The sequence below is a fragment of the Campylobacter sp. 7477a genome (genome assembly GCF_014892335.1).
GTDB classification, from domain to species: domain Bacteria; phylum Campylobacterota; class Campylobacteria; order Campylobacterales; family Campylobacteraceae; genus Campylobacter_A; species Campylobacter_A californiensis.
On the sequence record NZ_JADBJH010000009.1, the window covers coordinates 21507 to 35144 of the forward strand.

The following is a 13638-nucleotide window of genomic DNA, read 5'->3' on the forward strand; positions in this document are numbered from 1 at the left end:
ACATTTAAAACAAGAACTCGTTGTCTGGGATGTAGTTTTGTGATAGGTTGCGCTCTTTTTCATCTTTGTTGATATGAAGCACGTAATATCCTATACGCTTTGAGCTAGCATCCATAAGTGGCACGACACTAAAATAATGCTTCTTATATCTTATGAAGTCATTTTGATCAAAGTCTATATCGCGTAAAATTTCAAGTATATTTAAATTTGCGGTATTTAAATTTTCGATATAGTATTTGCTAAGTAAATTTGCGTTTCTTATGCCTTGTTTGCTTATGGCTTGGTCCTTATCTAAAAGCACAAAAAGATCGATACCTTGTTCTTTAAAAAACTCTCCCATGTACTCAAAATCAAGCATAACCTCTATCGTGCCAACATTTTGCTCGCCTGCCATTACTCCTGATATGGAGCGGATCTTAACTCCAGCCATGCCGACTTCTATCCCTGTCATTGGTCGTTTTTGCTTTGCTGACTCGCTGATGAGGTGTCTAAAGTGAGTAAGTTTATCTCCATAAAGCTTTGTATCCCAGCTTCTAACATAGCTTCTTAAGTCTTTTGTATGCAGATGAAGACGTAAATTTTTATATACGGAAACCGTGCCGAAGGTGTTTATTATCTCCTCAACATCTTGCAAGCACTTTGTTCTGTCGTTGCTTGTAAAACACTCTTGTATCGCGTCGTTTTTGCTTAAGATGATAGCAAGTGCCAGCGATGATAGTTTTGCGTCTTCTATGTTTTTGTTAAGTTGTTTGATCTGATAGTCGAAATAAACCTTTATACTCTCTTCTTTACGCTCTTTTAGATACTGTGAGTATAGATTGTAAAGTATGGTGCAAACTACTAGGCTTACGATAAGCGTGACGGAGATTATGGCATTTTTTTTATCTTGCAACAATCATCCTTTTAAGCTATCGCTTAAAATTTTTGCAAAGTCATCAAATTTGGCTAAATTTAACTTGCTTTCGCGTTGTTTCTTGCCCCAAACGCTTTCTGGGAAAAATACGTCGTCTTCAAAACGTGCTATGACGTGTATGTGCACGTGAGGGACATAGTTGCCAAAGCTTGCGATGTTTATTTTTGTTGGATTATAAAACTCAAGCATAGTTTTTTCGGTTATTAACATCGCTTCAAAAAGTCTTGCACGAGTTTTTTCGTCGCATTCACTAAGCTCTCGGTATGGGAATTTGGTAAAAATTTTAACCCAAGGAAGCTCGTTTTCTTCGCGTTCTACTTTTATAAATTCATCTTCAAATACCATGTCTTCTCCTCAATTATACAAATGATCTCTCTCTAAGTAGAGTGTAAAGTTTTATAACGGACATAAAAAACGTAACGATAGCAGGACCAAGTATCACGCCCCAAAAGCCAAATGTAGTAAGTCCCGCGATCATTGCAAAAAATATCAAAAGTTCGTTTATTTGAGTTGGAATTTTAACCAAACGAGAGTTAATAAATTTTATCACGAGAGGCTTTAAGAAGGTATCTGCGATGATTGATATAACTACGATCGTATAAACGGCGATCACGATCGCTGCAGAAACATTACCGTTTGCAAACTCGTAAAGGCTTAGCGGACCCCATGCTAAAAGACCGCCGATGACTGGCACAAGTGACGCAAAAGCAAATAAAATTCCCGTCAAAAAGCCATCATATCCGTATATCATAGTGATAATAGCAAACAAAAAACCTTGTATTATCATATTTGCTATGGTTGAGTATGATACGACGCTCATTACGTTTGCTACCTCGCTTAAGACATACTGTGTGTCGTATTTTTCTAACGGAAGAGCATTTTTTAAATACGCAACAAGCTCGCTTCCATAAAGGTTGCAAAAAAAGAAAAACACAAGTATAACAATTATATCGGCTATAAATTTAACGCTGGTTTTACCTAAATTTGTAAGGTTTGATATGAGTTGAGTAAAGAGTGTTTTGATGTCAAATTCGTTTATAAATTCCTTGAAATTTGGCTCTAAAAACGAAAGTGCGCCAGGGAGCTTGAAGTCGTAATTTTTTATGTAGTCGATAGTCGTCGTGATATTATCTATGTCAAAGCCTGCTGCATGCTTGGTTATTTTTATAACTGCATAAAGCAAAGGCGCTATGAACAACAAGAATAAAACTATCGTCGTAAGCGAAGCCGATAGAGTTCTTTTGTTTTTTGTAATGGTTAGAAATTTGACGTTTATGTTTGATGTTGCGACCGCCAAAAGCATGGCGATAAAGATATTTAACAAAAATGGTTTAAATAGATAAAGCACTAAAGAGAGTGCAAAAAATACTAAAAATCCAAAAAATATGCGACTATTCATTGCTTTCCTTGCTAAAAGACAATATTATAGCAAATAATATCAAATAATCCACGGTCAATTTTGTATTAAATATTTCATAACATTTCGCGTTTGCTATCTTGCTGTGTATTATACGTTTAGTGTAACAGTTTGTTTGCATGTCTTCTTTTTATTGGTGATTAAGTGATGAGGAGTAAAATAAGTTAAATTTACAAAGGAGGAGAAATGAGCGAGTTTTATCCGTTTACGGACGATGCGAAATTGCTTTATGAAAGTAGGAGTTCTATGGTGGTTTTTGGTAAATTTGCTAGGTAGAACCGGCGCAAATAATGAAAATATTACAGAAGCTTTAAATAAATTAACCTCAAAATGATAAATAAAATAAAAAACAATACCATGCCAAGCTGAGTGAGTGAGAATGGTTTATTTGATGTCAGGTGGCCATATTAAAGTAGTAGTTTATACAAAAACATGAAGCTTTGGGTTAATAGTTGGGATTAATTTTATCTAACTTTTGAGTGAGAAATGCTCACTCATTAAATAGTGTTTTCTCGCTAGCTTTTAGATCGCTTGGCGGCGAAATTTTAAACACATCATATGCCTTTGCTGAGGCGATCCTGCCACGAGCAGTTCGCTCGATATATCCGTTTGCTAGCAAGTATGGTTCAAGTACGTCCTCAACTGTCCCCTCATCTTCGCTCATTGCTGCGGCTATCGTACTTAGTCCTAGAGGTCTGCGCTTTGCTTCTAGTAAAATTTCTAGGTATTTTATGTCCATTTCGTCAAAGCCAAGAGAGTTTACACCAAGTGCGTCAAGCGCCTCTTTGCTTCGCTCATGTGAGATGAAATTTTCATCGTTTACTTCGGCAAAGTCGCGAATTCGTTTTAATAGTCTTAAAGCGATACGCGGTGTTCCGCGTGAGCGCTTGGCTATTTCCAAAGATGCCTTTATGTTGCACTCTTTGCCTAGTTTTGCAGAGGCGATTTCTACGATACGAGATAGTTCTGACGGCGTATAAAACTGAAGACGAAAGTCCATACCAAAGCGATCGCGCAAAGGTGCGGAGATCATGCCCGCACGCGTTGTAGCTCCGATGAGGGTAAATTTTGGTAAGTCTATCTTTATCGTTTGAGCAGCCGGTCCCGAACCTATGATAATGTCAAGACGAAAGTCTTCCATCGCAGGATATAGCACTTCTTCTATGGCTGGACTTAGGCGATGAATTTCATCTATAAAAAGCACGTCGCCCTCTTGTAGGTTTGTAAGTATCGCTGCTAGATCGCCACTTTTTTCTATCATCGGGGCGGCGGTCATTTTTATACTTACTCCCATTTCGTTTGCGATGATGTGAGCTAAGGTCGTCTTTCCAAGCCCGGGAGGTCCGTAAAAAAGCACATGATCTAAGCACTCACCACGCTTTTTGGCAGCTTTTATGAAGACATTTAAATTTTGCTTGATCTTTTCTTGCCCGATATAATCATCAAATACCGACGGACGGAGTGAAACCTCGTATTCGCTTTCGAAATTTATCTTTTCTATTTCTACTATTCTATCCATTTCATCTTCTATTTTAAATTTTATTTTTAGTTTTTATACTCAAATTCTTCGTTTGGGAAGGCTCTGCTTTTTACTTCATCAGCATAGTTTTGAACGGCATTTTTGATCAAATTGGCGCCATCTAGGTAGCGTTTTACAAATTTTGGTTTAAATTTATCAAAAAAGCCAAGCATATCAGACCAAACTAAAATTTGCCCATCTACTTGGTTCCCTGAACCTATGCCGATTATCGGTACATTTACACTTTTGCTAACTGCTTGCGCAACATCGGAAACAACTCCTTCAAGCACGATGGCAAACACCCCGGCTGCCTCTAGCGCTCTTGCGTCGTTGATTAAATTTTGAGCGGTTTTTGGATCGCGACCTTTGACGCTATAGCCACCTTCAAATCTCACGAATTGAGGCATTAGCCCGATATGTCCGCATACGCTTATGCCTTCATCGCAAAGGCGTTTGATGGTGTTTGCCACTCTTAGCCCGCCTTCTAATTTAACTGCATCTGCTTTTGTTTTTTTGAAAATTTTAACTGCATTTTTTAATGCCATATCCTCATTTGTGTAGCTACCAAATGGCATATCGGTTATGATAAGTGCTTGTTTTGCGCCCGCACATACGGCATTTGTGTGATATATCATCTCGTTTATACCGATACTTAAGGTGTCTTGCTTGTTGTTAAAGCTCATATTTAAGCTATCTCCGACAAGAATGATATCCGCCGCTTCATCAAAGATTTTTGCAAAAAGTGCATCATAAGCCGTTATGGCAACTATTGGCTCTTTGTTTTTTTTCTTTTGTATATCGGTGACTGTTATTTTTTTTGTGTTAGCGGTCATTAAATTCTCCAAATATTAACAAAAATTATTTAATTTTATCAAAATTTTGTTACAATTCATATCAACCTATGCTAAGGATGTAAAAATGGGTATGCTAAAAAGACTTGAAGTGGACTTTTCTTATGATATTGTTGAGGAATTTTTATCGCATTATTCGTTGATGTGTGATCTAATGGAGCCTTTAATCGTAAATTTATCACGCGAGGACAAATTTAAAAACAACATCGATGAACTTTTTAGAATTTTTCATAATATCAAATCCGCCGCAGGTTATATGCATATCGATCCTGTTTTAAAACTTACCACGCTTGCCGAAGATGTCTGCGAGGAGGCTAGGAGTTTGCAAGGACCCGCAAATGATAGTTTTATTGATTGGCTTTTGCTTGTTAGTGATCAATTTGCAAAATACAAAAACGATATAGAAGGTGATGCTGAGTATTTTAGTGTTCTCAATCCAAATATAATCGATATACCTTCGCAGCTTGACTAAAAATTTAAAAAGCTGTAAAATACTGGGCTAATCTCTTTACGGGAGCGACTTGGCTTCGACAGGAGCAGGATGGTCGTGGTGGCATGTCGCTTTGAGCAAAGCGTAAAAAGCTCAAATTAAATTTAAACGCAAATAACGTTAATTTCGCTCCTGCTTACGCTAAAGCCGCGTAAGTTCAGTTGAGCCTTGCGCTTTTTGATACTATCTAAAAGAGTCCGCGAGTAATCCAGATAGTGTAGGCTAGCAGTTTGACGAGCTGAGGGTCGAAACCTTGTCTTAGTCTAGCTTTTGGTTTTGGAAAGTGAGCCTTGCTAGATGAAACTTTCACTTTTGCTAAACATGTAGAGGCTGCGGTTGTTTTGTTTTTGGACAGGGGTTCGATCCCCCTCGCTTCCACCATTTAGGCTATTTAAATCCCTTTTAATAACTTTCATTTTGATACAGTTTTATTTATATTTTGCTATGTTCTTATTTTAATAATTGTTTGAATTTTTAAAAAGTAAATTTTTGAAGATTTTTAACGAGCCGAAATTTGGCTCGTTAAGTAGATTAATTTATCCAAGTAACAACGTCGTCCATCGTTCTGCGATATTTAACAGGCTGTTCGTTTAGGCGGTATCCAAACGGTATAGCTATGGCTACGCGGTGTTTTTTGGGATCGATATTTAAAAGCTTGCCAACCTCTTCACGCTCAAAACCCTCTATCGGGCAGCTGTCTATGCCAAGAGATGCTGCGGCATTCATCATGTTTATCGCAGGATACATGCACTGCTCGTGTGACCACTGAAATAGCAACTCATCGTCGTCTTTAAAATTCTCTGTGATGAAACTTTTGTAAAAATTCACTCTAGCTTCATGCTCTTGAGGTGTTTTATCAGGACGTCTGTTTATCATATCAGCTACGTATTTGCTATCGCTTTTGATATCTGAAATTTTAGCTAAAATGATAACCAAGTGCGAGCAAGTGGTGATTTGCGGTTGATCCCATGATACCTTGCGTATCTTTTCTCTAAGTGCCGGGTTTTGCACCACTACAAAGTCCCATTGCTCAAGTCCTGTCGAGCTTGGACTTACACGACCCGCTTCTAAAATAAAATCAAAATCTTCGCTTTTAATCTTTTTTGTGTCGTTAAAAATTTTGCATGCATGGCGAAAATTTATAATATCAAGATAGTTTTTCATCTTTTTTCTCCTTTTAAAATTTATACGATATGATACGATTTAAATTTAAATATTTTACATAAAATTTATATTTATTGATTGGGCGAAACGGTTTGATAGCCTTTTGCTATGAGTGAACTCATGCCCCCATGTAGGTTGATAATCTTTAGGTTATCGCCATTTATAAACTCTGCAAAAGCTCTACTTCTTGCGCCACTTCTGCAAATAAGCGCGATTGGCTCTTTTGTGTCTATGCCGGCTGCCTTTAATGACATCAAAAAGCCCTCTTTGTCATTTGTCATAGTAATAAGTTTTGCACCTTTTACTACGCCTGTGTTGTGCCATTCAGGAGGTGTTCTAATGTCTATGACCTGTTTAAATTCAGATATATTTTTTGGTGTTGCATCTATGGTCGCAACTTCAGCAAACATAGTCGTAGCGCATAGTGTTGTAAGAAGAAATTTATGTATTTTTATCATTTTGATTACGGTCTTTCTTTGATAAGATTTAAGATGTTTTCTTTGATATTTTCTGTGGTTAGATTTGAAATTTCAGAGTAAAATTTACCATTTTTGTCGATTAGATATATCGATGAACTGTGTGCTACGGTATAAAACATTTCCGAATTTGGCATAGGAATTTCTTTAAATTTAACTCCATAATTCGCCGTTACTTTGTCAATGTCAAGTAGCTTTAGACCAGTTGCATCTTTATAGAAATTTTTAGCCATCATTGTTAGGTCTTCTGGCTTATCTCGCTTTGGATCAAGCGTTATGAAGATTAGCTCAAAGTCATTTCTATCTAGCTTAGTTAGCACATCGCCTACCAGTGAAAGCGTAGTAGGACAAACATCTGGACAAAAAAGATAGCCAAAATATATCGCTTTATATTTTCCTTCAAATGATTGCAAGCTAACTTCTCCGCTTGGAGAATACGCCTTAAAGTCGTATTTTGACGGTTTTAGAAGCAAAAGAGCAGCTCCACCGATTATTAGCACAAAAACCAAAAAAGCAAATATTTTTTTCATTACACACTCCTAAATTTGCATAAATGTGGTTAAATAACGCAAGCTGCGTTTATCTGAAGTTGTTTATGACTTTTATATCGTTAAAATTTAGTATTTCTCCGTTATCAAAGCTCATTTCAAGATCAACTATATCACCGTCAACAAGCGGTTTATCAAGCCCTATAAGCATGACGTGAAGTCCGCCCGGAGCTAGTTTTGCCATGCTTTCTTTGGGAACATTTATGTCGTCTATCTTTGTCATCATTTTCATGCCATCAACCAGTTTATGTGTGTGTAGCTCAGTGCTTTTGCATATGCTTGATTTAACAGCGACTAGTTTTACATCGGCGTTTGAACTGTTTTTTATGTCCATAAATATCGCACTATTGCTTGCACCGATATTTGAAGGACGAGCTCTTAAATTTTCAACGCTAATATCAGCTGCTAAGAGACTCGCACAAAAACCGCCCGACAAAAGGCAAACAAGTAGAAATTTTTTCATAACTAACTCCTTGTGAAATTATTTTTTTGTATTTTATGTTATTATACGCAAGTTTTATTATATAGTGCTTAGCTTAAAAAGTGAAATTTAACGCTTAAAAGTGAAATTTTTAGGCTATAATTACGCTTTAAATTTTTACTTTAATGGGGTTAGATTGAAAAAGCTTTTATTACTTGTGTCTTTCATGGTGGCCGCTTGGGCTCAAAACTACGAAGAAATTTACCTAAAAAATGGAATTTCAGCTGTCATAAAAGAGATAGAAAAAAATATCTTAAGCAAAGAGTATTGGCTTAAAAAGCTTGATGGCAAGGACGTAAAATACGGTTACTATGACAATGATATTTTGCTTACGGTGGTTGATAAAACAGATAAAAAACTAAGCGTATTTACTTACTCGGACGGTGTTTTAAAGCAGACTTTTGATACTAGCGTTATAGTTGGCAAAAGCGGTGAAAAGCTTATAGAGGGCGACCTTAAGACGCCGATTGGCGTGTATCAGCTAACAAGAAGATTTGTGCCTAGCGATAGATATCTTGGACCGCTTGCATTTTCTCTTTCTTACCCAAATTTACTTGATAAACTTGCAAAAAGAAACGGCGGAGGCATATGGATACATGGTTATCCGCTTGATGGCGAGAGGACTGATGAGCTTAAAACAAAAGGCTGTGTCGCCATGGAGAACGATACTTTAATGCAATACGACAAAATCATCGATTACAAGCGCTCTTTGGCGTTAATTTACGAAGATGCTAAGCCAAATGCAAGTGCCGAGCAAATCGCTGTTATTATTTCAAAGCTCTTTAGATGGAAAAAGACATGGAGTGAGAGCGATATAGAAAATTATCTAAAATTTTACGATAAAAATTTCGCAAGATACGACGGTATGAGTTTGGATAAATTTCAAAGCATGAAAAGAGCGATATTTGCCAGAAAAGAGAGTAAAAATATAGCTTTTTCGAACCTTATCATCACACCTTATCCGAATTTAAAAAATGAGAATATTTTTAGAGTAAGTTTTTTTGAGGACTACTCTACGCCGACATATAAATTTCAAGGACAAAAAACACTTTACGTGAAACTTTACGGCGACGATATGAAAATTTTAATAGAGGAGTAAGCGTGCAAGAAGAGTCAAAACAAGCACAAGTTAAGGAAAAGATAGAAAAAATTTTTGCCGCAAGAGCGCAATTTTTTGAGTTATTAGATGCAAATGTGCCTAAAAAGGGTGATACTGATGTTTTTGATTTTGATAAAGCAAAAGATGTAAATTTAAAAGAAATTTATGCCAAATTTTATGCGTATGACTACGCTGTTAGAAAGCTACTACCAGACGTATATAGCGCTTATGATGTGAAATTTAATGTCTGAAATTCGTCTAAATAAATCCGCCTATACACATAATCTAACACAAATTTGCAATAAAGCGGGCGGTAAAGAGCGCGTTATCTTGGTTTTAAAGGATAACGCATATGGGCACGGGGCTTTGCTTATAGCTCCTGTTGCAAAGGAATTTGGTATAAAATTTTGTGCCGTAAAAAACGAAAAAGAGGCGCATGAGATAGGTGAGTTTTTTGATAAAATTTTGATCCTTTCTCACATACCAAATAAAAACGAAAGTCAAAATTTCATATACGGTATAAATGATATTTATGCTTTAAATAGCGTTAAAGACGGCACTAGAATTCATCTTGCGATTGATACGATCATGCATAGAAACGGGCTTTGTATAGATGAGCTTGATAGTGCTTTTGATGTTATTTTAAGTAAAAATTTAAAGCTTGAGGGTGCTTACACGCACTTTAGGGCTAGTGACGAGATGAATGCGGATTATTTTGTGCAAAAGCAAAAATTTAGTGAGGCGAAGGTGAAAATTCTCGCCTTTTGTGATAAATTTAGACTTTTAAAACCGATATTTCACTCTCATAACTCAGCCGGAGTTGAAAGATTTAGCGATATGAGCGATGATATGGTTCGTGTAGGTATCGCTCAGCATGGATACGCGCAGTTTAACGATAGTCTAAATTTGCAACCCGTTCTTAGTCTGTGGGCACAGCGCATTAGTCAAAGAGTGCTAAAAGCCGGTCAATGCGTAGGATATGGGGCTAAATTTTGCGCTACAAGCGACATAAATATAGCTACATATGACCTTGGATATGGCGACGGGCTTTTGCGATATACTGGAGATGGAGATCTAACGCTAGCAAACGGCAAACGGCTTCTTGGCAAGATGTCGATGGATAGCTTTAGCTGTGAAAATTGCGGTGAGATGGTTTGTGTGTTTGATGATGCAAATGTGTGGGCGCAGTTTTTTAATACGATAAATTATGATGTTTTAACAAAGCTCTCGCCGTTTATAGATAGAAAATGGCAATCATGAAAAAAGCTCTTTTTGCCATTTGCTTGGGAGTGGTGGCTTTTGCAAATAACGCAAACGAGCTTAAAATTTATGAACAAATTTTATCAAGTCTAAAAACGGAAGAAATTCCAAAATTTATAAAACAACTAGCAGGTCAAAATTTACCATACAGAGTTGATGAGATGGTTGTGATAGACTCGCTTGATATTGATGGTTTAAACGTCAATGCAAATTTTAAATTAAACGATACCGCAAATAGAAAGATTTCAAATTTAAAAAAAGCACAGGTGGCACGGCTTAAAAATGAATTCTATCAAAACGGCAAAAGTGCGATTTGCGCTACAAGTATTGCAAAAGTCATGCTAAACAGAGGTATAAAACTAAATGGTAGCTATACGCTAAACAACAAACATCTTTTTGATATATCGGTGGATAAGAGCAGTTGCGAGTAGTTTTTTTACTATGTGTGATTTTAAATTTTGTCCTCTCTCAAACAAGCCACGAAGCTGCTGAAATTTATGCCAAAGCATATAAAAAGGCTCTTCCGCTTAGATGTAATTCAAACATCGTTTTAAACGACCTTTTAAATATCGCTGATGTCTTGCTTTATAGATATGCTGTTAATGACACAAAAAAGACTTGGGTCTCAAAATTTAACAAAGAAGAGCTTGAAAAATACGCAAGCGAAACAAGAAAAATGAACTTGACTCAAATTTGCTCCGATAAAAAAGCTCTTGATATGCTTGACCAAGACATTATTATGGAACATGTTTTTTATTTTGAGACTGGCAAGCTTTTGTTTGAGTATAGCATTAAAAAGGCTGACTGTCTTTTGCTGCAAAATCAATAAATTTATCTTCTAAAAAAGCCGCTTGCCCCGTGATTTCTATGACTTGTGCTTAGTTGCTGAGCTAGCTCGTTTAGCCTTACTATCCTATCGCTTGTACTTGGATGAGTCCTAAAAAGACCGCTGAATTTGTCTTTAAATGAGCCAAATGGATTTACGATAAACATATGTGCGCTTTGCGGTGAGGCGTTTTGTATAGCATATGAGCGCGAGTAGTTTTCAAGCTTGTTTAGTGCGCTTGCTAGCCACTCCGGGTGTCCAGTCATTAGCGCTGCACCTTTGTCGGCTTTATACTCCCTTTCTCTTGAGATAGCCATTTGTATTACGCTAGCTGCTAGTGGCATCACAACCGCGATGATGATCATCATAAGAGCATTGTTGCGCTGTGAATTTTCTCTATTCATCGTGCCAAATTGAGCAAAATTTGCAAGCATGGCGATCGCCCCTGCAATAACTGCGGCGATCGTTCCGGTTAGGATGTCGTAGTGGCGCACATGGCTTAGCTCGTGAGCTAAAACCGCTTCCACTTCGTTTTCGTCTAATAAATTTAAAAGCCCTTCCGTTGCCGCTACGGCTGCGTGGCTTGGGTTTCTTCCTGTGGCAAAGGCGTTTGGCATTTGCTCGGGTATGATGTAAATGCGAGGCATTGGCATGCTTGTTTTTTGGCAAAGTCTTTTAACGATGGCATAAAGTCCATGCGCGCTGTTTTCGTCTACTTCAATGGCGTTATAGCGCTTTAATACCAACTTGTCGCTAAAAAAGTAGCTAAAAAAGTTCATGCCAAGCGCCACTAAAAATGCCATTATCATGCCTTGTTCGCCACCGATCCATGCTCCTACAAACATAAAAAGAAGCACAAGCCCTACCATTAAAAAACAGGTTTTAAAAATTTCCACCTACGACCCCTTTCTGAAATATCGCAACATCAACGCCAAATTTAGCAAGCTCTTCAAGCTCGTGCTCATGAGTTATTACGCAGGCTATTTTTGCGTCAAAAAGATAAAATTGTGCCAGGTCGGACAAATTTTTTGCGATTAATTTATGGCAAAGTATAAATTTTGCGCCACAAGCGTTTGCTATGATGGCTTGTTTGGTGTCTATGCAGACGGTGGCGAAGTTCATTTGACGTTGCTTTGCAAATTTTATGAGATCTTTATCAAACTCAAACAAATTTAGCCTATCTTTTGACATCTCGTTTGTGCTTTGCGTCCAAAATAGCGGTTCAAATTCCACTAGCTCATGTCCGATAAGTTGCATTATCTAGCCTTTATGCAATCACGACAGACATATCTGCCGTTGCTTAAAACAGCACTTTTCATGTCGACGAAAGTGCCGCATTTGTCGCATTCTACGAAATTTTCTATTTCTTTATTCCCACTGTCTTTTTTGCGTAGCATTTTAAAAAATACGAGATAAATTACCGCAAATACGATGATTAAAGTTATGATTTTTCCTAGCATATATTTTCCATTAAAATGTAATTTCTGTTTTTGTTATTATAAATTTCAGCCTTTATATCGCCTAGTTCTTCGTTTACGCTCGATCCCTTATAAAGTAGAAATTTTGTGCTTTTATCATAAAAGCCATTGCATATTTTGATCAACTGGGGTGTTTTCATCAAGGCTCTTGATGTTATAAGGTCTGCATGAAATTTATTAGAATTTTCGATCTTTTGGCTGTGAACCGTGAGATTTTGTAAATTTAGAGCAACTTTTGCGTAACTTAGAAAGGATGATTTTTTAGCGTTTGGCTCAAACAAATGCCACTCGCATTCGTTCATTATCATTGTTAAAAATATCGCAGGAAAGCCGGCACCACTACCGACATCAATGGCTACTTTAGCATCTTTTATGTCAAAAATTTCTATCGGAGTTATGCTGTCAAGAATTTGCTCGTCTATATTTTTGTAGTTTGTAAGGCTGTGTATGCGGTTAAATTTGGCTAAAATTTCGGCAAATTTAACTGTTTTATCTTTAAATTCAGGTGACAAAACCAAGCTATTTTTCATCTAAAATATGTCCCATTTGCTCTTTTTTAACACGCAAATAACCCTCGTTAAATTCGTTTGGCTCTATTACGATCGGCACTCTTGCTACGACTTCTACACACTTTAACCCCATTAGTTTAAGTGGGTTGTTTGTGAGTAAATTTATCTTTGTTATACCAAAATGTTTTAAGATAAAATCAACTATCTCATATGTTCGCTCGTCGGCTTTAAAGCCAAGTTGGTGGTTTGCCTCTATCGTATCAAGCCCTTTGTCTTGAAGTGCGTAAGCGTTTATTTTGTTTAAAAGCCCTATATTACGACCTTCTTGACGAAGATAGATAACCATACCGCTATGTTCTTCTATAAATTTTAAACTCGCCTCAAGTTGATCGCGACAGTCGCATTTTAGGCTTCCTATCGCATCTCCTGTTAGACACTCTGAGTGGATACGCACATTTGTTACATCGCCAAAAGGCTCTTTGTAGATCGCTAAATGCTCTTTAAATCGCTCTTTAAAAGCTTTAATTTTGTATTTACCAAATCTTGAGGGCAGGTTGGCAATGTTTGAAATCTCGATTTTCATATTAAATTTACTCCAACTATGATA

The 13638-nt window shown here is 37.0% G+C and carries 20 protein-coding genes and 1 other RNA gene; 7 read left to right on the top strand and 14 right to left on the bottom strand.

Going from position 1 to position 13638, the window contains the following annotated elements; translation table 11 throughout:
• Positions 1-4 precede the first annotated feature (4 nt).
• The 5 genes from CCAL5182_RS05555 to panB all read right to left on the bottom strand — a co-directional run bounded on the left by CCAL5182_RS05555 (position 5) and on the right by panB (position 4682).
• A complete protein-coding gene (locus CCAL5182_RS05555; protein ID WP_336610477.1) occupies positions 5-892 on the bottom strand; it encodes a cache domain-containing protein in 888 nt (295 codons plus the stop codon).
• Between the two features lie 3 nt (positions 893-895).
• A complete protein-coding gene (locus tag CCAL5182_RS05560; protein ID WP_336610478.1) occupies positions 896-1258 on the bottom strand; it encodes an HIT family protein in 363 nt (120 codons plus the stop codon).
• Between the two features lie 13 nt (positions 1259-1271).
• Entirely contained in the window at positions 1272-2312 is a 1041-nt protein-coding gene (locus tag CCAL5182_RS05565) for an AI-2E family transporter (protein WP_169972252.1), read from the bottom strand.
• A 508-nt stretch (positions 2313-2820) separates the two neighbouring features.
• A complete protein-coding gene (ruvB, locus tag CCAL5182_RS05570) occupies positions 2821-3849 on the bottom strand; it encodes a Holliday junction branch migration DNA helicase RuvB (protein WP_169937714.1) in 1029 nt (342 codons plus the stop codon).
• Between the two features lie 26 nt (positions 3850-3875).
• Positions 3876-4682, bottom strand: coding sequence for a 3-methyl-2-oxobutanoate hydroxymethyltransferase (gene panB / locus CCAL5182_RS05575; RefSeq protein ID WP_170017153.1), 807 nt, complete (start codon positions 4680-4682; stop codon positions 3876-3878).
• 85 nt (positions 4683-4767) lie between these two features.
• On the opposite strand from panB, the gene CCAL5182_RS05580 reads away from it, so the two are divergent.
• Both CCAL5182_RS05580 and ssrA read left to right on the top strand, forming a co-directional pair.
• Complete coding sequence (locus tag CCAL5182_RS05580) at positions 4768-5172, top strand: Hpt domain-containing protein (RefSeq protein ID WP_169937718.1); 405 nt, start codon at positions 4768-4770, stop codon at positions 5170-5172.
• Positions 5173-5212: 40 nt separating this feature from the next.
• Positions 5213-5571: a transfer-messenger RNA gene (gene ssrA, locus CCAL5182_RS05585) on the top strand.
• Positions 5572-5721: 150 nt separating this feature from the next.
• Here the strand turns inward: ssrA and CCAL5182_RS05590 are convergent.
• From CCAL5182_RS05590 to CCAL5182_RS05605, 4 genes are all read right to left on the bottom strand, one after another.
• Positions 5722-6354 carry an NAD(P)H-dependent oxidoreductase gene (locus CCAL5182_RS05590; protein ID WP_336610479.1) on the bottom strand — a complete coding sequence of 211 codons (633 nt, stop codon included), beginning with the start codon at positions 6352-6354 and terminating at the stop codon, positions 5722-5724.
• 71 nt (positions 6355-6425) lie between these two features.
• The gene (locus CCAL5182_RS05595; RefSeq protein ID WP_336610480.1) at positions 6426-6812 is read right to left on the bottom strand and encodes a rhodanese-like domain-containing protein; all 387 of its coding nucleotides are present in this window, start codon (positions 6810-6812) and stop codon (positions 6426-6428) included.
• A gap of 5 nt (positions 6813-6817) precedes the next feature.
• Positions 6818-7360, bottom strand: a complete 543-nt coding sequence (locus CCAL5182_RS05600; protein ID WP_169937723.1) for an SCO family protein — start codon at positions 7358-7360, stop codon at positions 6818-6820.
• 49 nt (positions 7361-7409) lie between these two features.
• Positions 7410-7841, bottom strand: a complete 432-nt coding sequence (locus tag CCAL5182_RS05605; RefSeq protein WP_336610481.1) for a copper chaperone PCu(A)C — start codon at positions 7839-7841, stop codon at positions 7410-7412.
• A 154-nt stretch (positions 7842-7995) separates the two neighbouring features.
• Between CCAL5182_RS05605 and CCAL5182_RS05610 the strand changes: the two genes are divergently transcribed.
• Genes CCAL5182_RS05610 through CCAL5182_RS05630 form a run of 5 tightly spaced genes read left to right on the top strand, consistent with a single transcriptional unit; the run spans position 7996 to position 11047 of the window.
• Positions 7996-8958, top strand: coding sequence for a L,D-transpeptidase family protein (locus CCAL5182_RS05610; protein ID WP_228026827.1), 963 nt, complete (start codon positions 7996-7998; stop codon positions 8956-8958).
• Between the two features lie 2 nt (positions 8959-8960).
• The gene (gene cmeU, locus CCAL5182_RS05615; RefSeq protein ID WP_169972247.1) at positions 8961-9209 is read left to right on the top strand and encodes a CmeU family protein; all 249 of its coding nucleotides are present in this window, start codon (positions 8961-8963) and stop codon (positions 9207-9209) included.
• Positions 9202-10218: an alanine racemase gene (locus CCAL5182_RS05620; RefSeq protein WP_169972246.1), complete on the top strand. Its 1017-nt coding sequence runs from the start codon at positions 9202-9204 to the stop codon at positions 10216-10218. Before cmeU ends, CCAL5182_RS05620 begins: the two co-directional genes overlap by 8 nt.
• Positions 10215-10649 (top strand): hypothetical protein, encoded by a 435-nt coding sequence (locus CCAL5182_RS05625; protein ID WP_169937730.1) that lies wholly within the window; start codon positions 10215-10217, stop codon positions 10647-10649. The genes CCAL5182_RS05620 and CCAL5182_RS05625 overlap by 4 nt, the downstream gene beginning before the upstream one ends.
• Positions 10640-11047 carry a hypothetical protein gene (locus tag CCAL5182_RS05630; protein WP_194239126.1) on the top strand — a complete coding sequence of 136 codons (408 nt, stop codon included), beginning with the start codon at positions 10640-10642 and terminating at the stop codon, positions 11045-11047. Before CCAL5182_RS05625 ends, CCAL5182_RS05630 begins: the two co-directional genes overlap by 10 nt.
• Before the next feature lie 2 nt (positions 11048-11049).
• Here CCAL5182_RS05630 and htpX read toward each other — a convergent pair whose 3' ends face one another.
• The 5 genes from htpX to ribA are packed head-to-tail and all read right to left on the bottom strand — an operon-like array spanning position 11050 to position 13614.
• On the bottom strand, positions 11050-11940 hold the full coding sequence (gene htpX, locus CCAL5182_RS05635; protein WP_336610482.1) for a zinc metalloprotease HtpX: 891 nt from the start codon (positions 11938-11940) through the stop codon (positions 11050-11052).
• Positions 11927-12301 (bottom strand): hypothetical protein, encoded by a 375-nt coding sequence (locus CCAL5182_RS05640; RefSeq protein WP_336610483.1) that lies wholly within the window; start codon positions 12299-12301, stop codon positions 11927-11929. Before CCAL5182_RS05640 ends, htpX begins: the two co-directional genes overlap by 14 nt.
• On the bottom strand, positions 12301-12504 hold the full coding sequence (locus CCAL5182_RS05645; RefSeq protein WP_169937737.1) for a PP0621 family protein: 204 nt from the start codon (positions 12502-12504) through the stop codon (positions 12301-12303). The genes CCAL5182_RS05640 and CCAL5182_RS05645 overlap by 1 nt, the downstream gene beginning before the upstream one ends.
• Complete coding sequence (gene rsmG, locus CCAL5182_RS05650; protein WP_336610484.1) at positions 12498-13052, bottom strand: 16S rRNA (guanine(527)-N(7))-methyltransferase RsmG; 555 nt, start codon at positions 13050-13052, stop codon at positions 12498-12500. Before rsmG ends, CCAL5182_RS05645 begins: the two co-directional genes overlap by 7 nt.
• The gene (ribA, locus tag CCAL5182_RS05655) at positions 13042-13614 is read right to left on the bottom strand and encodes a GTP cyclohydrolase II (RefSeq protein WP_336610485.1); all 573 of its coding nucleotides are present in this window, start codon (positions 13612-13614) and stop codon (positions 13042-13044) included. The genes rsmG and ribA overlap by 11 nt, the downstream gene beginning before the upstream one ends.
• Positions 13615-13638: the final 24 nt, after the last annotated feature.